This is a genomic window from Mesorhizobium sp. M8A.F.Ca.ET.161.01.1.1, assembly GCF_004792105.1.
GTDB lineage: Bacteria > Pseudomonadota > Alphaproteobacteria > Rhizobiales > Rhizobiaceae > Mesorhizobium.
The window spans coordinates 52,579-72,768 of the sequence record NZ_SRTD01000017.1 but is presented as its reverse complement, the minus strand read 5'-3'; the positions used below and the strand labels follow the sequence as shown (position 1 = coordinate 72,768).

At 57.6% G+C, this 20,190-nt stretch carries 16 protein-coding genes and 2 pseudogenes; 3 read left to right on the top strand and 15 right to left on the bottom strand.

What is annotated here, in order from left to right:
- Window positions 1-242 precede the first annotated feature (242 nt).
- Together EN804_RS28710 and EN804_RS28705 are read right to left on the bottom strand one after the other, a co-directional pair.
- Window positions 243-679: pseudogene (locus EN804_RS28710) on the bottom strand (helix-turn-helix domain-containing protein); the annotation flags it as partial.
- A gap of 244 nt (window positions 680-923) precedes the next feature.
- Window positions 924-1,382, bottom strand: coding sequence for a response regulator transcription factor (locus EN804_RS28705; protein ID WP_224570033.1), 459 nt, complete (start codon window positions 1,380-1,382; stop codon window positions 924-926).
- A 754-nt stretch (window positions 1,383-2,136) separates the two neighbouring features.
- On the opposite strand from EN804_RS28705, the gene EN804_RS28700 reads away from it, so the two are divergent.
- Window positions 2,137-3,258 (top strand): DUF418 domain-containing protein, encoded by a 1,122-nt coding sequence (locus tag EN804_RS28700; RefSeq protein WP_128242924.1) that lies wholly within the window; start codon window positions 2,137-2,139, stop codon window positions 3,256-3,258.
- A gap of 794 nt (window positions 3,259-4,052) precedes the next feature.
- Here the strand turns inward: EN804_RS28700 and EN804_RS38225 are convergent.
- Window positions 4,053-4,269 (bottom strand): annotated as a pseudogene (locus EN804_RS38225) (transposase); the annotation flags it as partial.
- Between the two features lie 524 nt (window positions 4,270-4,793).
- Here EN804_RS38225 and EN804_RS28695 point away from each other — a divergent pair.
- Window positions 4,794-5,006, top strand: coding sequence for a cold-shock protein (locus EN804_RS28695; RefSeq protein WP_008874821.1), 213 nt, complete (start codon window positions 4,794-4,796; stop codon window positions 5,004-5,006).
- 228 nt (window positions 5,007-5,234) lie between these two features.
- Here EN804_RS28695 and EN804_RS28690 read toward each other — a convergent pair whose 3' ends face one another.
- The 6 genes from EN804_RS28690 to EN804_RS28665 all read right to left on the bottom strand — a co-directional run bounded on the left by EN804_RS28690 (window position 5,235) and on the right by EN804_RS28665 (window position 11,168).
- Window positions 5,235-5,705, bottom strand: a complete 471-nt coding sequence (locus tag EN804_RS28690) for a MucR family transcriptional regulator (protein WP_024505385.1) — start codon at window positions 5,703-5,705, stop codon at window positions 5,235-5,237.
- Window positions 5,706-6,599: 894 nt separating this feature from the next.
- On the bottom strand, window positions 6,600-7,142 hold the full coding sequence (locus EN804_RS28685) for a tetratricopeptide repeat protein (protein ID WP_081714429.1): 543 nt from the start codon (window positions 7,140-7,142) through the stop codon (window positions 6,600-6,602).
- Window positions 7,143-7,195: 53 nt separating this feature from the next.
- Window positions 7,196-9,259 carry a type III secretion system export apparatus subunit SctV gene (sctV, locus tag EN804_RS28680; RefSeq protein WP_024505383.1) on the bottom strand — a complete coding sequence of 688 codons (2,064 nt, stop codon included), beginning with the start codon at window positions 9,257-9,259 and terminating at the stop codon, window positions 7,196-7,198.
- Between the two features lie 232 nt (window positions 9,260-9,491).
- Complete coding sequence (locus EN804_RS28675) at window positions 9,492-10,382, bottom strand: hypothetical protein (protein WP_024505382.1); 891 nt, start codon at window positions 10,380-10,382, stop codon at window positions 9,492-9,494.
- Between the two features lie 117 nt (window positions 10,383-10,499).
- On the bottom strand, window positions 10,500-10,742 hold the full coding sequence (locus tag EN804_RS38220) for a nodulation protein NopA (protein ID WP_224570034.1): 243 nt from the start codon (window positions 10,740-10,742) through the stop codon (window positions 10,500-10,502).
- A gap of 72 nt (window positions 10,743-10,814) precedes the next feature.
- Window positions 10,815-11,168: a nodulation protein NopC gene (locus EN804_RS28665; RefSeq protein ID WP_129554541.1), complete on the bottom strand. Its 354-nt coding sequence runs from the start codon at window positions 11,166-11,168 to the stop codon at window positions 10,815-10,817.
- A gap of 1,351 nt (window positions 11,169-12,519) precedes the next feature.
- Here EN804_RS28665 and EN804_RS28660 point away from each other — a divergent pair.
- Entirely contained in the window at window positions 12,520-14,634 is a 2,115-nt protein-coding gene (locus tag EN804_RS28660; protein ID WP_246693497.1) for a hypothetical protein, read from the top strand.
- Window positions 14,635-15,176: 542 nt separating this feature from the next.
- On the opposite strand, the gene EN804_RS28655 is transcribed toward EN804_RS28660, so the two are convergent.
- The 6 genes from EN804_RS28655 to sctQ form a co-directional block, all read right to left on the bottom strand.
- Window positions 15,177-15,980 carry a hypothetical protein gene (locus EN804_RS28655; RefSeq protein WP_024505378.1) on the bottom strand — a complete coding sequence of 268 codons (804 nt, stop codon included), beginning with the start codon at window positions 15,978-15,980 and terminating at the stop codon, window positions 15,177-15,179.
- 356 nt (window positions 15,981-16,336) lie between these two features.
- Window positions 16,337-17,374 carry an EscU/YscU/HrcU family type III secretion system export apparatus switch protein gene (locus tag EN804_RS28650; RefSeq protein WP_029354843.1) on the bottom strand — a complete coding sequence of 346 codons (1,038 nt, stop codon included), beginning with the start codon at window positions 17,372-17,374 and terminating at the stop codon, window positions 16,337-16,339.
- A complete protein-coding gene (gene sctT / locus EN804_RS28645; RefSeq protein WP_127395286.1) occupies window positions 17,371-18,189 on the bottom strand; it encodes a type III secretion system export apparatus subunit SctT in 819 nt (272 codons plus the stop codon). The genes EN804_RS28650 and sctT overlap by 4 nt, the downstream gene beginning before the upstream one ends.
- Window positions 18,190-18,197: 8 nt before the next feature.
- Complete coding sequence (locus tag EN804_RS28640) at window positions 18,198-18,473, bottom strand: EscS/YscS/HrcS family type III secretion system export apparatus protein (RefSeq protein ID WP_024505375.1); 276 nt, start codon at window positions 18,471-18,473, stop codon at window positions 18,198-18,200.
- 2 nt (window positions 18,474-18,475) lie between these two features.
- Entirely contained in the window at window positions 18,476-19,141 is a 666-nt protein-coding gene (gene sctR, locus EN804_RS28635; protein WP_029354851.1) for a type III secretion system export apparatus subunit SctR, read from the bottom strand.
- A complete protein-coding gene (sctQ, locus tag EN804_RS28630) occupies window positions 19,134-20,162 on the bottom strand; it encodes a type III secretion system cytoplasmic ring protein SctQ (RefSeq protein WP_095769044.1) in 1,029 nt (342 codons plus the stop codon). The genes sctR and sctQ overlap by 8 nt, the downstream gene beginning before the upstream one ends.
- Window positions 20,163-20,190 lie beyond the last annotated feature (28 nt).

Here is a 20,190-nt window from a genome sequence, read left to right as displayed (position 1 = left end):
TAGGGGTCGTCCGTATTTTCGGCGCTCGCGAACAGAGTCGACGGTCAATCGATGCGCCACTGCCAGAGTCTGGAACGGTCAAGTGTTTGTTATCCCCCGTCCGGGCCATATTCTCTGCCGAGGACCAAGAAGGCCCTATTTTCGGTGCCCACGAACAGAGCCAACGGTCAATCGATGCGCCACTGCCAGGGTCTGGAACGGTCAAGTGTTTGTGATCCCCTGTCCCGGCCGTGTTCTCTGCCGAACTCGCCCTTGTAGTCGGCACACCAAAGATCGTTAGGGCGACAGCCGTTTGAAAGTGGTGTCCCCGTCGCCCTGTTGCGCCTGCGCTTGCGGCGCTCGACCATGCCGTGGCGGTCGAGCACGGCATATGCACCGTCGAGATCGCGGGCCGGTGCACATCCGGATACAGCCGGGCCAGCCGCTCGCGTATCTTCGGCGCACCCCATGTCGGCTTGTCTTGCTTGAGGCGCACAATCAGCTTCTCGATTTGAAACGGAAGCTGATTGGCGTGGCGATAGGGCCGCCGCGATCGGTCCGTCAGCCCCTCCAGGCCGCTATCATTGTAGCGCGTGAGGATCTTGTAGCCGGTCTTGCGCGAGATATCGAACTCCCGGCAAAGCACCGCCATCTTCTCGCCGTCCAGCAGCCGGGCGACGAACTTCAGCCGCTCTTCCATGACGTTACACTCCTTCCAAGGCACCTTGCTCTCCTTGCAAAGGGCCGAAAGTGTAACCCATCTATCCGGAATGAAATGTCACCCATCTCTCGGGAAGGGCAGTCATGGCCAAGGCAACTGGAAGCCGAATTTTCTTTTAGAGTATGAATCAGCGCCGTCTGCCGAAAAGCGCGTCCACGATCTTCCCTTTTGAAACGACCGTGCAGGGCTGGGGCAGACGGTAGTCGAGCACCGCCCATCCGCGTCAAGTCAGGTAGACCTCCTGCCCGTCGCGGAAGAGGCGTCGCTCGGCTGCCTGTATGGAAAGCGTCCCAACCGAAAATTGCGGCTCCGGAAAATGCCCATGGCGACGTGCCACTGCATGGATACGCGCTGAGAGTTCCCCCAGATCGAACGGCTTGACCAAATAGTCGTCGGCTCCAGCGTTGAAGCCCTCGATGCGATGCGAAATCCGATCGCAGGCTGTCAGAATGATGACCGGTGCCGATTCAAGTTCCTTGATCAGCTCCCGCAGATAGTCGATCCCATTGCCGTCCGGCAGGTGAACGTCGAGCAAAATAAGGTCGTAGCCGACCACAGCTGCATAATCGCGCGCTTCGGACAGGTTCTTGGCCCAGTCGACCGCGTGGCCACCAGCCACCAAATGATCGTGCATAGCACTTCCAAGGTCCTTATCGTCTTCAGTGAGCAGTATTCGCATCATGCTGCCGAGCTCCGGTATGAGGGCAAGGCTCCCATCTTATTGGTCGAAGCTGACAATAGGCTGAACCGGCGGCAGCGAATTATTTGGGGAGCTTTCAGGCTGCTGTCAGCTACAACTTGCAAGAAAGGGGTCGTTAACAAAGCCAAACGAAGAGCCCCTATGAAACCCGTCCTGACCTCGGCACTTTTGCTCAATGTGACCCCCGGCGGCTGCATCAGCAAATTGATTTGGGAAACAGGCGCGCCGGTTCTAACGACCGACGCAGGCCGAGGTCTGGAACAGCTGGACCAGCGAACGGCGTCTTCGGTTTTTCAGGCAACAGCCACATGGAAGAATATGATTGGCTCGACCATGCGCCGAGCTTTGTCGAACGGATTGGTCGCGGGCGCACCACCACAGATTATGGCAGGTTTACGCCCTGGCCTTGACACCCGGGGTGATCGTCACCGGCGGAGCCGCGGCGTACTGATCGGATATCCAACGTCGCTGAGTCTCTCGTCGGTGCAGTGGATCTCTCGGCTTAGCCATCATGCAAAAAACGACGGTTCCGCGACACCACTTTTCAGGTCCGTGACACAGGCTTTGTGAGCCGATCTGTTGTTCTTACCCCAGGCTAATGGCTGAACAGCTCTGTCGCCGGCTCGATGCGCCAGATGGCGCGATGTTTTGAACCCTTTCACGAGGCGACGGCAGCAGCCGACCGGCTCTCCTATCGCGGCTCCCGCGATCCACACACCCAACAAGGGAATCTACCATGGTAATGAAGGCACCGGTTGCCGACGCTAGGAATGGGTCGGTAGTAGATCGGCTGGTCGGCATCGACCTCGCTCGGGGCCTGGCTGTCTTCGGGATGTATGCCGCCCATCTCGGTCCCGACCCCGGCGAAGGAGGACTAGTCGGGTTTCTGATGGAACTAACCCATGGGCGGCCGTCGGCCCTGTTTGCCGTATTGGCCGGTTTTTCAATCCTCCTGATTACAGGTCGCAAGGCGCCGAAGTCGGGGATAGCCGGTAGACAGGCCATCGCCAGAGTCGCAATTCGTGCCCTTGTTTTGCTCGCGCTTGGCTCAATCCTGGGCTGCCTCGGTACCCAGGTCGAAGTCATCCTAGAATACTACGGAATTTGCTTCTTGTTGGTATTGCCGCTCCATCGGCTCAGCGCATATCAGCTGGGCTTGATCGCTGCCGCTACGGCATTAGTTCTCCCGCAAGTCCGTTCCTCCCTTCTGTCGGTTGCCCCCAACCTCCTCGACCCGGTCTTCAACCTCATGGTCAACGGCTACTATCCCGCGGTGACCTGGGTTCCTTTCCTCATCGCTGGCATGGCCATCGCGCGCCTTAATCTTAATACGCTAGCAGCGCATTGGCGCCTTGGTCTGGCGGGGGTCGCGCTGGCCGTGTTGGGCCATGGGGGATCCTTGCTCGCGCTGAGTTCCCGCGCTTTGACTGAAACCTCCTTGTGGTGGTCTGACGTTGACGGCTTTTTTGAGCCTTCCAAGTCGTCATTGATAGTCAAGTCGTCATGGATAGCCGCACCTCATAGCGAAACGACGCTTTCGATCGTGGGCAGCACCGGTTGCGCAATGATCATCTTGGCGGCTTGCATGCTCGCTGTGGATGCGCTCCCGCGTCTGCGAAAGCTGGTCTGGCCAATAATCGCAGTCGGCTCGATGTCTTTGACGGCCTATGTGCTGCACATTGCGGGAATAGCCTATCTTATGAAGATAAACATTTTCAAAGACGAGAGCCTGTCCACGCTCTTTGGCTTCGTTGTGGTTATCAGCACTTTTGCGGTGCTTTGGCTGCGCGTCTTCCAGCGAGGACCGATGGAAGTGCTGATGGGTAGGGTCGCAGATCTCGCGCGTCACATCCGCTGAGCACCGCCGCGCCCCGGCCTCCCGATCACATTACGGACAAGGTGGGGCTTTGTCCAAAGCTTGTTCGCGGCAGGGGAGGGTACTTCCTCCCACCCTGCCGCCTTGTTGATGGAAGCTAAAACGGTCGCGCAGGCGCTAGAGTTGCATCGGCATAATCAGCTTAAACTCGCGAAGTTAAACCCGCGGTTGGTCTATCTCGGCCCGCCTCACCTGAAAGGCTAAGGTATCCGTTTCGGTCAAGGGTTTTAGGGGCCATTTTCGCTGCGCCTTGAGGAGAGCGTTTGCTAGGATGAGGAGCTTTCGCAACAAGATGATGACCTTTGCGGGTTTGCCTGCCGCCTTTAGCGCCTGGTATTTTGCCTTGAGGTCGGGGTTGAAGCGCAGGGCGAAGGGCCGGGCATGTAGAGGGCCTGGCGAACATTGGCCCGGCCGCCCAGGCGCGGCCGCTCCATTTTGCCGAGGCCGGCGAGGCTTGCGGCCTTTGGTTCCGAGTTCCGGCATGTCGATGGTGAGTGTGCAGGCGGTGGCATCCGATGCGCCATATGCTGGTCAGGATTTCGCGGCGCTGGACAGCGTCGGGATCGGCTTTCATGAGGGTAAGCATCGTCTGATCGATATCGCTGAGTTCACGTGGATCTGCTTCCAGCCACTCGTTGTTGTGGCGCCTGAGCAAGGCAAGCGGTCAAGGTCTGGCTCTGGTGCTGGCTGCGGTGCGATCCCCGCACGGGCCAGGTGCCGATCGTGTCGACGATCCACCTCGCCGCGACCAGAGAGCTGCTACTCTCTTCCGCTGTTCATTCTGGCCTCTTCGCAATGAATGTCATAAAATCACCTGTCGCAATTAATGGTTTTTGATTTGGCTCCAGCAGCTGGCAGATATCGCCGAGAGTTCCGCAGAGAGCGTCGAAAGTTTTGGCCGCCTTCTTCCGCAGCCGCGCCTTGAGTTTTGAGCAGACCTGTCTTGATCGGGTTGAGATCGGGCGAGCATGGCGGCAGGATCAGGAGCCAGTGCCCTTTGGCCAACCAGTGGGCGGCGCGTACCTTGCCGACAATCTGGGGTTCCGAACCCGACAGTTGGTTTTCAACCCGACAGTGGCCCGCCTCAGAGCAGGCTACCGCCCTTCGGAGCAGGCAGAAGCTAATCGAGGTTCGCGGGTTCCGGTTTGAATGTGCAGGTCGCTGCGCGCCTGATCTTTCGGTCTGGCGGCACATGACAAAAACCCTCATTTTGGCCGACGATACCCGGTCAGGAGCGGGTATCGCAGTCGAGAAGCGACCCGAGCACGTCCACAAGATGTGCCGAGTTTGCAAGGTGTGTCATTGTTTCTGTCAACGTTCGAGCGACAGCGCACGACGAAACGTCTGGCATACGCCTCGTCTGGCACGCGCCTCGCATATGTTGCAGTTGCTGCTGGAGATCAGGCGATCGAGTGGGCCTTGCAATTTTCCGATTTTGATGCGCCTAAAGTCTCGTGTACAAATCAGGCTGGCGTGAATGGCCTGCCTAAGTTGCGACTTATTACAAAGGAATGGATATGGCGACTGGAACGGTGAAGTGGTTCAACAGCACGAAGGGTTTTGGTTTTATTCAGCCTGACAACGGCGGTCAGGATGTCTTTGTCCACATTTCCGCTGTTGAACGAGCGGGCCTGTCGACCCTTAATGAGGGCCAGAAGATCAACTACGAGGTGGAACAGGATCGCCGCACGGGAAAGTCCTCTGCAGGCAGCCTCAGCAAGGCTGGCTAACGGTCCGGGAAAGCCTTGGCAAGGTTCGTCATCGCCGGAACGCATTGACGGCTCGAAACCCGGGCCGGAGCATGCAAGTTAATGCCGCGGCAGGGATTGCTGGAGCCATCATGAATTACTCTGGAAATGAGGCTCTTGGACGGGAAAGGCGGGGCTCATCCCCGCCCTTTGATTCCGCGCAGATTGGGCCAACGGCTGCTGCGCGTCCGAACGACTGTTGATACGGATTTAGGCTGCGACCTTCTTGCGGGTCCGTTTCGCCGGCGCCGTGGCTGGGGCTTCCGGCTCTTTCGGTTTGCGGCCGAGTCCCATGGTCTTGGCCAAGGCGGAGCGCGCAGCGGCGTAATTCGGCGCCACCATGGGATAATCCGACGGCAGACCCCATTTGGCGCGATATTCGTCTGGGGTCAGACCATAGTGCGTCGCCAGATGGCGCTTTAGCGATTTGAATTTCTTGCCGTCTTCAAGGCTAATGATGTAGTCCGGTTCGATCGACTTTTTGATCGGGACAGCAGGTTTTTTTACAGGCACAGGCTCTTCTGCCGGTATGAGTCCAGCCGTGCCGTTTAGAGCCCCGTGCACTTGGGCGATCAGGGCAGGAAGCTCCCCCGCCGGGACGGGGTTGTTGGAGACGTAGGCTGATACAACATCGGCAGTGAGCTCGATGAGGATGTCGGTCTTGTGGGGTTCTTCTGTCATAAACTTCTCCGGGCAGCTTGAAACACAGTTGGGCGAAGTGTCGCTTCATAGTGGCGGTTGCCGCTGAAAGCAAATGGATCGACGGGTGCGCTGCTCCTCCACCATTGAAGTCTCGGCGACGCATCCCGTCATCGTCCATCGCTAAAGGCAGCGTATTGAATTATGGGAGCGGTCGCGCCCGCCCCACCATAGCGATACAGCAAGACAATCAAAAAAGCCGGTCTTTGCTTGGCCCCAAATCTTTTCTCCTTTCGTGAACGCTGAGCTGCCAAGCTGCTACAGTTCACCTCGCGGGGCAACCGTGCACAACACAGGAGTCGCCCGAGCGATACATTCTTCACTTGCCGCTTATCAGCGCTGGTGATTGCACTTTGCAGCCTGCCTCCGGACCCGCAGCGCTCACGCTGTTGGTTTTGCGCCTGCAGGCGTCGGAAGTCGGATCGCCGCAGCTAATTTCCTCAGGCGGACGAATTCAACAAATCGATTGTTTGGATCGAAGGCATCCACACCATCGATGCCTCTAGAATAGGATCCAGCTACAATCACCGTGCTGTAATGGCAGGGACGGCCAGCACAAGCGCGACACGATCCGGCGGGTCCATCGCTGCGTTACGTATTCATGGCTACTGCATCGGGCGCTCGGTCGACCGCCTTAAGCCAGGTCGCCGCATTGCGAGACGGTGACCGGCGAGGGAGAGGGCGCTCTGGCAACGAAGCGAGGCGGGTGGCCTTGCGGGTGGCCGCGTGATGTCATCCGGCTCTCCTGCCGATCTCTGCCGGCCAGATCTGGAGCAACTGTTTTGCATAGATATGGCTCTCTTCAGGGGGCCATCTATGATGGGAGCCGAGCGCGTGTTCGAGCCGGGGAACAGGCTGCGCATGCACTGTGCCCACCTATTGCGATCGTGCTAACCTTGGTTGTTTGGACTTGCCGTTAAAGGCAAGCGACAGATTGAAGTTATGCTGCACCATCTGATTGCCTGGCTCGTTTTCGAGAGCTCGCCGATACAGGGCCTGTGCCGCGTCATGCCGCCCCTCAATGTCCAAAATCACGCCCTTCGCATTCAATGCACGTACGTTTCCTGGGGCTGCAACCAAGACGCTGTCGAGCACCTCAACCGCTTCGTGCGGGCGCTTCTGGCCCACCAAGGCATTTGTAAGTCGTATCGCCGCATCAACATTGTCCGGGTGCTGCTTCACCTCATCCCGCAAAGCCCGCTCTTGAACATCCTGACCAACTTCGCGCAAAATGCGTTCGCGCATAGCCGGATCGATTTGATCGGCGCTGAGCAACTCGGGGGAAGATGTCTCCTGCACGGAAAGAGCCGGCTTTTGCCAGCTGGCGCAACCGCCCAAAGGCAGAATGGCGAGTACGGCAAAAAGAAGTGAGTTCCGGCGCAGAAACATAGGCGATGGAGAAACTGTATTACTATTCATGTTATCTCTCAGTTATCGGGGAGGCGCGTGGCGTTCAGTTAGGAAAGGTGGGACTACTCTAACAATCCGCTGTTCGATCCGTGCGGGAGTGTGACGGATCCTGCGGGGCGAATTGTAAAGTCGGAGGCGAGGTCTTGATAAGACAGCACGGCGAGATCAACCCCGTTTCGCGTCAGAAAGCCGCGGACGAAACGTCGGACATCCATCGACGTCAACAGAATAGGGCGGGTTTGACCCGGTTCTGCGTTCGAAAGGACCTGACGTATCTGTGATAGCATCGCTTCGCTTTGCCGATCCTCCAGTGCGAGATAGGGGCCTGCATCCGAATCTCGAACCGCGCCACGCATCACATCCTCGCTCTCGCGCTCGACGACCAGGGCGGACACGATGCCCTCCGTGTTGGCATGGCGGTGGCAGATCTGTCGCTTCAAACCAGAACGGACATATTCCGTCAGCAGGGCAACGTTCTGCTCACGCTCGCTCCATTCGGCCAATGCCTCCAACACGAGACGGGTGTGGCGGATTGGGATACCTTCCTCCAGGAGGCGGCGCAGAACATCGGCAATCCGAGGAATCGGCGTCGTGCGTAGCACCTCTTTCACAAGCTCAGAATATTCCTGCTCCATTCGGCCCAGGAAATGTCGGGTCTCTTGGATGCCCACCAATCGCGGTGCGTAGCGGGTCAACGCTGCATGGACGCGCAAGGCGAGGAGTTCGCCGGGAGCCCTATGCTCCGTGCCGGCGCCCGTAAGGGCCTTTGCAGGGGTATGTTCAACCGGGAGTGTGTCCGTTTTCGGCTCACGTCTAAGGGGGACACCGCTCGAGTCGACGTGCGCTACATCGGCTCGGAGCGCCATCTGGTTTGGATCTAAGGCGTCCTGTTCGACTGGCACGCCCTCGACATCAATTCGGAATTGCGATTCAGGCAGCTGCTCGTCAACCAAGACAGGGATGCGAGGAACGATAATGCCCAGATCGGCTGTGACCAGGAGCGAAACGCGCCCAATATGTTTTTGCAATTCGGCTTGATCGACCGCCTGCATAAGATCTGGCGCTAGAAAAAATGCGATCGGGAATTCCTTCGCAGGCGCGGCTTGCTTAGGCTCCGCTGCAGTTCCACCTTTCGCATCGGCAGTGCCGGCGCCCAGCACATCAGCCTTGACAATGCTTACCGCAGCGAACACTGCGGCCAGCATCAGAAAGACGGGGAGGGGAAACCCAGGAACGAACCCCATTACAACCAGGACGCCGGCCGCCAGTCGCAAGGCTCGAGTGCTGGCCGTGAGCTGACTGACCATTTCTGTACCGAGGTTGATCCTCGCCGTCCCAGTCACACGGGTGACGATGGTCGCCGCAGTAATGGAGAGCAGAAGGGCCGGAATCTGCGATATCAATGCATCGCCTATCGTCAGCAGAGTGTAGTGATGCAGTACCTCGCCGAAGGACATGCCCTTGGAGAGCAGGCCGATCGAAATTCCACCCAGCATGTTGATGCAGATAACCACCAGCCCGGCGATGGAATCGCCCTTCACAAATTTCATCGCGCCGTCCATCGCGCCATAGAGTTGGCTTTCCTTCTCCAATTCGGCGCGCCGCCGGCGGGATTCGTTGGCATCGATGTGGCCGTTGCGTAGCTCTGCGTCGACCGCCATTTGCTTGCCCGGCAGAGCATCCAGCGTGAAACGCGCCGCCACTTCTGCCACCCGTTCGGCACCCTTCGCGAGGACCATGAATTGCACCATGGTGACGACCAGAAATATGACGAAACCCACCACGATATTGCCTGAAATGACGAAATCGCCAAAAGTATGAATAATGCTGCCGGCCTCCCCCTCGGCCAGGATCAGTCGCGTCGTTGCGACCGTGAGCGCGAGACGGAATACAGTGGAAATCAAAATAACGCCGGGCAAAGAGGAAAAATCAAGTGGAGTACTGACATACAGGGCAACCATCATCAGCAGTATGGCCAACCCCATATTGAATCCTATCAGGGCGTCGACCACCACGACCGGGATAGGCATGACCATCATCGCGACAGCCAGAAGCAGCATCAACGCAACCATTAAATCCGGGCTGGCCGGCGCACGCTTGATGAAGTCACGCAGGACGTTGGCCATCGAGACACCTTTGCAATCGGTTGAGACTTACTCTGCTGTTACGCCATGAAACGTGGCTTTCGAACTCCGAAGGCGCCTCAGCCTTGGCCAGCGCGTGACCCTGCATGAGAGCCACAAGCAGGCGCGAAATGGCTGGGCAGCAAATGTTTCCAACGCAGCCAGCTTGTCAGCACCGAGCGCGACAGGATGTTTGGCTGGCCATAGAGTGCTGCTTGATGGGGCCTGCGAGCTTTCAATATTGGAGAGCAGCAATGCGGCCATTCCTGCTCAGCAGCACACGGCTGTCCTCAATACGTTCGACCACCCATCCATCAGCCAAAATGGCGCCGACAAAATACTTCTCGCTGTCGATGACAATATATGGTTGGACCCCATGCCACACAGCTTCGACCGCGATTGCGGATGGCGCCTTCTCCTCTTTGATGAGCACTCCGTTCACCAGTGTTAGAGTACCCTTGGTGCGACGATCGAACGATTGCTGAAGCTTCTGCCAGCTGATGACCGATTCAGACGTGACGGTGCCTTCGGCGGTCACAACACCCTTTGCCGACCCAATCTTGACGTCGAGAAGACCCGCTCGATCGACTTCCTCCTGCAGCTCTTGGGCCGCTGCCTCCGTAAGTTCATTGTCAGCGCGGTGACTGATCGTTCTGGACGCGACTTCAGCCCGAAGTGAATTGGGGCTCGATCCACTTGCATTGCCAAGATAGGAGATCGTGCCTGAAAGCGCGCCGATCCCGAGTGAGCTGATTATGACCATGGCGAGCACACCGATCGGTAGGCGCGGTATGCCGGTCGAACCAGGCGGCTCTGCATCCTGCACGGACAAAGCAATGGACATCTCGCCTACGAGCAGGACGACAGGAAGGGGCACAACAACGGACTGGCCTGCGGCGATATTCCGGTTGCCCTCGATACTGAGTCCGGGTGCAAGCGCCTCCAGTTCGATCGACTTGCCAAGAAGAGTTACACGAAGGTGATGCGGTGCCAGTCCCTGCTCGACAAAGACCAAATCGGCATCGAAGCCGCTGCCGATTAAACACTTTTGAAGATCCGTCTTGCCGGTCAGACCGCAATAGTGCCCCGAACGCACTTCGAAACGGAGGGAAACGGCGTCATCCACAGAGCATCTCTCAAACAGGATAGAAGCCGCATGGCAATTGCCATGCGGCTCATTTCGGGACTACGTCGCGTCAATAAGGAGACGCGCTAGGGGGCAGTCTAAAACCCGCTTCCGACATTACGAAACGCGTTCGTCGGCGGCCTTCTTGATGGTCTGGAGATTGGTCGTTAGAGTGCGCAACTGGACACTCCTTTTCGTCGCCTCCAAGCTAACATTGGTTAGTTCCTGCACTTGCGCCTGAAAAGCAGTAGCATCAGCTCCGCTTGTATTGCCGGGAGTGCCACTGTTAGTTTTATCGGTATTGCCGGCGCTACTGGTATTGGTATTGCCTGATTTTTTATTATTATCAACTGCAGCCATGATCATTCCTTTTTCTGTTGGAGTTGTGCCGTCAATAACGGCCTGTATGACCTCACGCCGGATTTTCTCGCGTCAGGCATCTTCTGTGTCATCCAAAGCTTCATCGGCCTCAGCCATCGCATTGTTCGCGAATTGGAACGCGAACGATCGCAGGATACTTTGGAAGGCTTCACTTTGTGCTGCAGACTGTGAGTTGTCTTGAAGTTGATCATTTGAAACGGTCCGGTTATCCGCCCGATCGTTCCCGCCAGCTGGCTTGCCATCATTCCCACCAGCTGGCTTGCCATCATTGCCACCAGCCGGCTTGCCATCATTGCCACCAGCCGGCTTGCCATCACCAGAATGCTCGGATTTCGAATCCCCATGGCCCTTTCGGATCAAGGAAGTCCCGAGGTTGCCAACTCCACTCCCAATTGCTGCTATCATCAGGTACTCCGGCATTTGCCATTGGCGGCGACGTGTTAAAGGTTAACCTCGATCAAGCTAAGGGCGGGAGCTTTCGAGAACCTGACGGCTTTTGACAAAAACCGGCCAGCGCAAAAACGTATGCTCTGCAGGATGTTGCTCTCGCATCGAACAGTCGACCACGATCTCGGCTGTTCGGCCAATCCCGCCGTCCACGCATGCCGCGACCGAATGGCAGCCGCAGCAGCTCGTTTGCATCCTCGATGCTGTGGTGTCGAACAGGAGACACGGTCCACGTGCTGCATGACCGCAATGACCGTATTCTTGCTGGCTCCACGGGCGCACGCAACGAGCAGGAACTCGGTCTTTGCATCACCATTCTCTCGCCTGCACATCACGGCCCGGCGCGGTGAGCTCATTGGCTTCGAGAAGGTCGGCGACCGTACGAACATGGGATGGTCTGCCGGCTTTGGGAGGCCGGTGCGGATCCTCTTCTCACCATATCGAAAGCTTGAAGCGGTCGGATTTTCTTGCCCTGTTCGTGAGAACTCCCATCGTCAGCTAATCGTCAGCCAAGCGGTCTATCTAGGCCGGCCGTGCCTGACCTTCGGATCCAAAGGTCCCGTCTCGACACTTTTTGTAACTATAGATCGAAATGGTTTCCCGCGCGATACGCAACGCACACGCTTCTCTGAAGCAAATGTGTGACTTTGTCGGTGGCGAACGAGAGGAGTGACGCCTCAATAAAATCGTCAGGCACGTGTCTAGGAAGGGGAGCTAGCCGAGTTGGTCTGATTTCATTCGCTGTTCCTGGAAATCGGCGGACTGAAGCGCTGATAATCTCAGGACATCGATGGCAACGTTGCGAAAGTCCTGTGAGCTCGGGCCAATCTTGGCCTGCTACTGAGAAGCACTTTGGCGGGAACATTACGCCGTCGCGGGTCTGGCTGACCGTGACGTTAACCGAAAGATGCCGCTGGTCTCGTCAGCCGCCAGCACAATAGCAGCACATTCTCGCCTACTACGGAGACGCAATATGAAGGGCATTGGCCGACCACGGAAATCGCAGGCTGAAACTGGAGCCAGCCGCGCGGGGCGGGCGAGCAGTTCCCTTCCGCAATCAAGTCTTGCTGCGGGAGAAGGTGGACAGTCATTCGATTCCGTTGTGGAGCAGATGCGCTCTGGGGACGCCGATAGGAGGCCCTCCTCCCTTCCAGTTGCGCGCGGTCCAGGCGATGCCCGCGAAAGTCTGCCAGGCGCCTCGATTGGCGAAGATCAAATCCTGAACGCACCGCCACGTGGAGCCGCTGCGCCACCACGCGGAACCGTAGCGCCACGTGGCGCAGCCGCAAGGCGGCGCGGTTCTCCCTCCATGTCTGAGGGCGAAGCCATGGCGCCGGTCGGTAGCCAACTATCAACCGCGCAGGTGGAAGGCACCAGCTCATCGTCAAATGAAGATATCAGTCCGACACAGCTCAGAATGAACAGTCTTGTTCAACAACTGACTGATTGCGAGGCTGCGGCCAGGAAAACCGACGTCCCCGAGGAGGCGGTGGAGCTGATCAGTCGGGTCGTCGATGCAGCCTCAGCAATTCTGGAGTACCGCGCTAGCCTGCCTGCGGCTGAGGCGCAGACAATTATGCCAGACGACAAGGTGCGTAGATGTTGCCAGATCGTGTGCGACGCCGCGAATGAAGTAGACAAACTTGGCCTGTCGACGATCACGAAATTGGACAAAAAGACCAAGAAAGCGGCAGGTATGGTCGATAAACTCTACTCCTACTCCCAGGCGGACCGGCAGGAGCTGTTGATTTTAAATGTGGAGAACCACCATACGGCGGCAATTAAGTGGTGGGAAAAAAAGGCATGGCGCTCCGAACGGCAGCGATCCGCCTGCGCTGCCACCGCTAGCCTATCCAGTGGAACGCCCGTGATGCGGGAAGCCGAGCGGTGCGCACTGCGGCTGCGTGCCGGCTCGGTACTGAGTGTCAGGATCTGGCTGGTCCGTGAGCGGATCGGTCTTGCGCGGGCCAAGATTGAACTGCGGGCGAGCAGGTTCGAGCCAGATTTGAAGGAACTCCTCGTCGGTCGAAATGGAGTGGTGCAGCTGATGGCAAGCGCCGGTCAAGAAGCTCTTCGCGCCCTCTCTTTGGCGAAGGGCATAATGGATGATGGCAAAGCACTCAACGCTCATGATTGCGCGGTTGTAGAAAAAATCATGGAGCGGCTTTCGGATTTTGGATTGGCGTTGCACGAGGTGCATACCAAGCTAAGCCATACCTACCCAGATGCCGGCCTCCCATTGAAACTGTTCGAACGGATCGTGGACGATGCATGGATCACTGCGCACGATGCCATGCACTTGTTGAACCTGCAGTCTCCGCCGTCAGCCATCATGGCGCCACAGGCCCAGGCGGGCGCTGCGATGCCGGCCAAGGCAGGCGCTGCGATACCGGCTGACACTGCTGGTACGGCTGCAGTGTCAGAAGGCACTACAGCGCGAAGGAAAGGGAAGTCAAAGCATAAGTCGGCAGCTCGCGCCGGGACTTCTGCCGCCGGGCAGCCATCAACACCAGTCGCTGCGAACGCCGGCACAGTGCCAGCAGCCAAGGTTCTCGCGCGCTCGGATCAAGTTGCGAGTACACAGGTGAGAGCGCAAGAGGTGGCTGCGAGTTCGTCGGGGGCAGGCTCGACAATCGGGGGCGCCGCGTTGTCAATGGAGGTATTGACGGAGCGGCTCAAACGATTGGACGAACTTTTGCAGTTCGATCTGGCCGGTCAGCAAAGCGTCGTCTCCCAAGTGCGCCAGATGAAGCCTGAGGAGGCCGGTAAGGTCGTGGACGATGTGGCCCAGTACCTGCGAGCCCAGGCCATTGAGATGCAAACCTGTCTCGCCGGGTTGCAGGGGCGTAATGTACGCCTGCTACTCACCTCCACCCAGCTACCCAAAGTGCACGAACGCACAGACCAGCTCAAAGGGTTGCTGAACATGGTGCTGGGACAGGCCAACGCATTGAATGAAGGAAAAGCCGGCATTACGACTGATTGCATGAAGACCTACGCATTTCCGGCGCAAAAATACCTGGAACATTTGTGCAATGCCGACGAATTGATGCCGCCGGAGGCACCGATCGCGCTGCGTGGCGAGCCAGGAAAGCTGTTTGAGATGAAGCTGCAGCCCAAGATGCTGGTCAATGGTGCGATGCCGAGCCCGATGTGGGTGCACATCCACACGAGTCGCCCCGTCATGGCCAGAAACTTGGAAGGGCTGGCTGATTCCGAATTCACCGCTTGCCACGTTAAATCCAACGAACAGCGCGGCTACAATCGAGAGCGAGAGGAAGCCGATGCTAGGTCCGGTCGCGAGAAGGTCATAATTCATCGCGGCAAACTCACCCCCGCTTTCTGTAAGTCCTTGTTGACCTCGGGGCTTGGCCGCCAACCACGCCATTCGCGTGCCGAGCTCCCGTCGGCGCAGGCTGCATGACAGGGCACGTACTTTGGGGTCTAGGGCAGAATGCGGCCGGCCACGCTGTGAGTCAGCGAGCATTTCTCCTGGCCAAACCGCGAATGCCGCTGCGCGAGTTGCGGTCCGGCGATTGGAGTCGATCGGCTACCGTCAGGGCCGATTTGCGATGTCGCGTTACCTGCTGTTGACGTGGCGGCGTATCTTGCCTCCCATCCAACTTATCGCCGAGATCGCGCCGCCAAGATCGAGGCGGAAGGTCTTCCTGCGAGCGCGGAGCAGGCATAGCCGATCCGATCGGGATCGGCGCATCGCAACGACCCAACGGTGTGGTGGAGAAAATTGGATTCGGGAGAGCTCGTATCCAAGAGGCGGAGTTCCGGCCCGAATACAATCCGCTCGCAAGCACCCACGATGCGCATCCGCAGTTTATTGTCTGGGAGATGGGCTGGATTGCTCGGCGGCGCTGGCGCTAAGGCGGGGCTGTCGCCGGACAATTAGCATTCACTGCCAACAGCCTTGCAACCGTCACCAGTTGCAAGGCTCGGCGGCGGGTCGACAAATCACATGAAATCGTCGTCGGACCCGCTATCGCTGCTGTCGCTGTCCTCGGTTTTGTGGAGATAGAGTGGAGGTTTGCCTGCACGCTGCCACTCACCGGCACTGTTCTTCGTCCATTTGTCGGGATGCTGCGTAGGGTCAAGCACCAGGTCGCCATGATCCACTTCAACAAACCCCATCGTCTGCGCGCGCGCTTGTGCTTCCGGATTAGCCGCACGCCAATTCAGCAACGGTCGGTCGCCGTCTATCCGAAGTTGATGCTCCAGCAGAATATCGCCCGCATTTTCGACGAGCGGATGGGCGACTTGAAGATCCACTATGGAAGTGACCTCAGTTCGACCAGGAAATTGTTCCCGCCAACTTTCCGATTCGAACTCGTTCATGCTGAATCCGCCTTCCATTCTCAGCAGTCCGGCACTCCGGTCTCCCAATTGGTAACTGAAATATCGCGCGTGCTCCGTATCTCGACGGATGCCATATTGCTGAGCAACGTCCGCGGTGCGCCTGGCTCGTGACGATACGAACTCCGAATACTCTTGAGGATTGTCGGCGATGTGCGTGATTTCATCACCATGAAATTGCCTCACCTGTCTCCTGAAGGAAGTCCTGTTGATCTCCACCACAGGAGGTCGGGAATTGAGGGAGTATGCTTGGGGAGCCGCCGATGATGAGGCGCCGCTACCTTCCGATCCGGATAAGTGCATTCGGGCAAATGTGTCCGCGAACCCTTCGCTTCCTGCATCCGATTGCTCGCCGGCATTATGCGCGCGGTAACTATCGGATGAGCCACCAATTCGACCATACATGACGATTCGTACTCCTATGTTTCGCAACCGAGCTCAAGTTAGCACGGCTGTTCAACATAGGGCGCTTAGTTGACGACTAGCTGACGAGGGCATTCCAACGGCTGCACCAATCAAATCCGCACTGCCGGCCTCAAAACCTCGGACTGCGCCACGCACCGGCCAGCAGAGGCTGAAAGGTCATGCCCGGAGGACTTGCCGTAGTTGCTGGGTGGCAGATCCGAGGGGAGTGATTGCCCCAGGCCCGCGGTTGCGCGGTTGGCCTGACAGAGACACTGGGGCACGGATGGCCAGCCGACATTTGCCACTAGCATGGAACCAGGTCAGTTTTGAACTGGGCAGTCGTGGACTTCCAATGACTAGGCCAAGCCTGCGGCAAAGAATGCTTTCGCGACAGGCTGGAAATATTGCATAGGAACCGCGTGGCCGAGTTTTGTAGTGCTTATCAGCTGACGCGCTAAGACATGGTCATGGACGATCGTCAGGCGTAGTGCCCGCGCCTCGCTCAACACATGTGAAACGCGCTCACCTTCGGCACGGCAAACTAAGAACGGCACCCCGGTTTCACCGCGAACGTAACGCAGACCGATCAGGACCGCCCTTCCTGTTAAGACCAGCGTGGCGCGATGCACGCCAAGCGCAGGCTCGTCGGCCGCCTCCTCGCGGATGCGACGCTGTTCACCTTTCAACTCTGGCGCTCCTTGCTGATCCTTCGACTCGCGCGTCACTTCGGTATTGGTCATGCGCATTTCGCGCAGATACAACGCGCGCTGGAGCAGGAGATCGATCAGTCCGCCGACCAGCAGTGCGCCGGCGCCAATTCCCATCAGCAATTTTGTCTCCATAAAGATGAGGCCAACACAGCCCATGCCGCAGATCGGCAGAGGGACCATTGTCTTCCACATCCCGAGAAGGACAATGGAAAAGGTTGCGCTGAGAACCAATACCTTGAACATGGTCTTGCAGACTTCGACCATGGAACGAGCAGACCCCAAGCGCTTCAGCCCTTCAAAGGGGTCAATTTTCTTAAAGCTGAGCTTCATCGGCTCCAGAGAGAAGACAAATCCACCATTGGCTAGCAGGCTGGCCAAAATCACCGCGGCGACGAGGGTTCCAAGCAGCGGGCCAACAGCCGCGACGGTGAGTTGGACGAGCACAACCAATGCCTGCGGCACCGCGGTATCGAAAGGTAGGCTCTGCAACTTGGTGGCTAATAGGAGCGCTTCCCGGCATTTGTCCTCGATCACGCTGCCTCTTAGCCAAAGGTAGCCGAGCCCAGCGCAAGTCCCGACCGCGCGGACGAAATCGGAGCTACGTGGCAGCTGTCCTTTTTTGCGCGCTTCACTTAACTTCTTCGGGCTGGCGGCGTGTGTCTTCTCTTCACTTGTGTCGCTCATGGCAGCAATTTGTCGAACCACTCCAGCGCGCCGTTGGCTTGTGTGACCTCCAGTTTCATGCTCTCCACCAGATAGGCAGCGTAGGTGACCATGAGAACTGGAAAGACAATGTTCTTGATTGCCGGAGACAGTTGGCTCGCCTTAAATTGCGGGGCAAAGCGACGCAGCAGCATCATCGATATATCAATCAGTATCAGGAAGAACACGACAGGCCCCGATACCAATAATGCCGTGCGCATTATGCGGTCGAGAAGCCCCAACAACTCCATTGCTCCTGGCCCGCTCAGTGTCGGGTGAAACTGATACACCGGCCAGATCAAGTAGCTGCGGTACAGGACACTGATCAAAGTTTCCAGGCCTCCTGATCCGACGAATATGGCAATCGCAGTGATCCCCAGAAAAACGCCCATCGCGGAAGCCTGACTGTTCGTCGCGGGATCGGCCGAAGCGGTCGGGCTGCTGATGCCGCGTTGGTTGTCGATAAGCTCCCCGGCAGCCTGAAGGCCCCAAAGCGGAATGCCAAGAAAAGTGCCAAGGAGTACACCGACAAAAACTTCCTTGAATCCGAGCAGGGTTAGCTGGATCAGGCGCGTATCAGGATCCAGCGCCGGCAATCCGCCGCTGACGTGTGCCAGGCATGGTAGTGCGAAGCCAACAGCCAAACAGCCCCGGATCAGCCCACTGATCTGCGAGCGTGTGAATACGGGAAAGATCAGCATGATGCCCATCGCGCGGGCTGCCCCAAGACCTGCCGCAACGACGAGTTCGAGAGCCGTCTGGATCAGAATTTGAATATCGGCCGATGGCGCGTCCATGGGGCGGACTAGTAGCTAAGTGTCATTGCGGGAAACTCGGTGAAGATCTGATCGGCTAGCTCTATGAGCGGGGCGCTTAGCACAGGAGCAAACAGCCCAATCACCGCGACAACGACCAGAAGCTTCACGGTGAGCGGCAAGCTTTCATCCTGGATCTGCGTCGCCGCCTGGAGGATGCCGATGACGAGGCCGACAACCACTGATGCAATGAGCGGCGGTAGAATCCAGATCATGAAAACCACCAGTGATTGGCTCATAAGAGTAATGATGCTGGATTCAGTGATGATCAGCCTCCCGGTAACGTATAACTCAGCACAAGCCCATGCATCAATTTTGACCAACCATCAATGGCAACAAACAAGAAGATCTTGAACGGGACAGATATAACAGTTGGTGAGACCATCGACATACCCATTGCCATCAAGATAGTTGTCACTATCAGATCTATAACAATAAAAGGCAGATAAAGTAGAAATCCTATCTCAAATCCGCGCTTCAATTCTGATAGCAAGAAAGATGGTACAAGTATTGCAAAGTCATCAGGCGTGGCTGCAGCGTGCATTTCCTCTGGCCAGACCTTTTCTGTCGAAGATAGGAAAAATCGCCGCTGCTCTTCATTTGTGAATTTCTTGAGATGCTCGCGCAAGGGCTCACTTCCGGCTTTAGCGGCGCTTACCCAGTCGTCGAATGTCTGATAGTGGAGCTTGGGATCCGACATGCGGTCATAGGTCTGCTCAGCAACGGGCGCACTAACGAACATAGTGAGGATCATCGCCGCGGCGTACAGCACCACATTGGGTGGTATGGTCTGGGTCCCGAGCGCATTGCGGACGAGGAAAAGAACAATTGATACCTTTACAAAGGCCGTTGTCGTGGCAACTGCTAAAACCAGCAGACCGAGTCCGGCGGTAACCGCAAGAAGCGCCAGGATTGTCGGCTGAGCTTCACTCATTGCATGCAAACCCGCCACGGAGCCTGATGCCCAGCTCTTCTCCGATGCGGACAATGTCGCCACGCCCGATACGCTGACCATTGGCCACTATGTCGACCGGGCCGTCGATCGGCCATCCAAGTTCAAAAATATGCCCTTCGCCGGCACTTCTTAATTCCCCAAGAGAAATAGGCCAGCGGCCGCATTCAAAGACAAGCACGATCTCGACATCGTCGAGATCCTTAGTAAGCTCCAGTTGCGATCCGGGTTGTGTCATATGCGCACTCTCCAAAGGACACGGTCGCGGGCGGAAAGGCCCCCGCAAGATTAATTCATCGCCGTCAAGATCCGCCTCGGCGCACAACTGGCCGACAGCTAGGGTGATCTGGCCGCGGCCGAACGGCGCAATATCGGGCAACAATGCATCACCGACACATGCGCTTCGAAGAAGCGCCGCAGGAAGGCGAAGCGTGCCGACCTCTCCTGCAACAATGAGCGGGAGCTCTGGAGGCAGCCCGCCCAGCTGCCGCGGCAACTGGGCAAGCAGTTCGCCTAGCGCGCGAAACGCAGGCGGTACTAAGCCGTCAAGTGGCGTGAACAGGAATAGACGGCCCTTGCCCTTGACCGCGCCGAAAATGATGTCGAGTTCAAGATGAGGAGCCAGCATCGTGGCTTCGCATACCCGCACGAGTTGCACGTTCAGACGCGTCGTCTCCTCCAGTCGAGTGACAAGCGGCTCCAGAGCGAGTTCGAGAATTAGCGAAGCAGTTGGCTCGGAAGGGAAGGCCAAGCCGTTCTGCACTGTCGTGATGAACTCCTCTACGAGCGGGCGCGACAGTGACAAGATGACCGTTTCGGCTCCCACTCTCCAGACGCAGTCAAGCATCGGAATGGCAGCAGGTTCCTGCTGCCAGACAAGCCCTGCCGTTCGCACCGATAGCGGCACCTCGTTGATCCGGCTTTGAAACGGCGTGCGCGGCGCTGCTGTATCATTGAGCCACGAGACAACCGTGTGGGACAGTTTCAGAACTGGTTCGAACATGGCGGGTGTGACCGCAGCGCCTATCAAA

What these genes read in the sequence shown, in the direction of transcription:
- EN804_RS28705 (WP_224570033.1), bottom strand. Translation starts at nt 1,382, where the DNA reads ATGATGCGAATACTGCTCACTGAAGACGATAAGGACCTTGGAAGTGCT.
- EN804_RS28700 (WP_128242924.1), top strand. Translation starts at nt 2,137, where the DNA reads ATGGTAATGAAGGCACCGGTTGCCGACGCTAGGAATGGGTCGGTAGTA.
- EN804_RS28695 (WP_008874821.1), top strand. Translation starts at nt 4,794, where the DNA reads ATGGCGACTGGAACGGTGAAGTGGTTCAACAGCACGAAGGGTTTTGGT.
- EN804_RS28690 (WP_024505385.1), bottom strand. Translation starts at nt 5,705, where the DNA reads ATGACAGAAGAACCCCACAAGACCGACATCCTCATCGAGCTCACTGCC.
- EN804_RS28685 (WP_081714429.1), bottom strand. Translation starts at nt 7,142, where the DNA reads ATGAATAGTAATACAGTTTCTCCATCGCCTATGTTTCTGCGCCGGAAC.
- sctV (WP_024505383.1), bottom strand. Translation starts at nt 9,259, where the DNA reads ATGGCCAACGTCCTGCGTGACTTCATCAAGCGTGCGCCGGCCAGCCCG.
- EN804_RS38220 (WP_224570034.1), bottom strand. Translation starts at nt 10,742, where the DNA reads ATGGCTGCAGTTGATAATAATAAAAAATCAGGCAATACCAATACCAGT.
- EN804_RS28665 (WP_129554541.1), bottom strand. Translation starts at nt 11,168, where the DNA reads ATGATAGCAGCAATTGGGAGTGGAGTTGGCAACCTCGGGACTTCCTTG.
- EN804_RS28660 (WP_246693497.1), top strand. Translation starts at nt 12,520, where the DNA reads ATGTCTGAGGGCGAAGCCATGGCGCCGGTCGGTAGCCAACTATCAACC.
- EN804_RS28655 (WP_024505378.1), bottom strand. Translation starts at nt 15,980, where the DNA reads ATGTATGGTCGAATTGGTGGCTCATCCGATAGTTACCGCGCGCATAAT.
- EN804_RS28650 (WP_029354843.1), bottom strand. Translation starts at nt 17,374, where the DNA reads ATGAGCGACACAAGTGAAGAGAAGACACACGCCGCCAGCCCGAAGAAG.
- sctT (WP_127395286.1), bottom strand. Translation starts at nt 18,189, where the DNA reads ATGGACGCGCCATCGGCCGATATTCAAATTCTGATCCAGACGGCTCTC.
- sctR (WP_029354851.1), bottom strand. Translation starts at nt 19,141, where the DNA reads ATGAGTGAAGCTCAGCCGACAATCCTGGCGCTTCTTGCGGTTACCGCC.
- sctQ (WP_095769044.1), bottom strand. Translation starts at nt 20,162, where the DNA reads ATGTTCGAACCAGTTCTGAAACTGTCCCACACGGTTGTCTCGTGGCTC.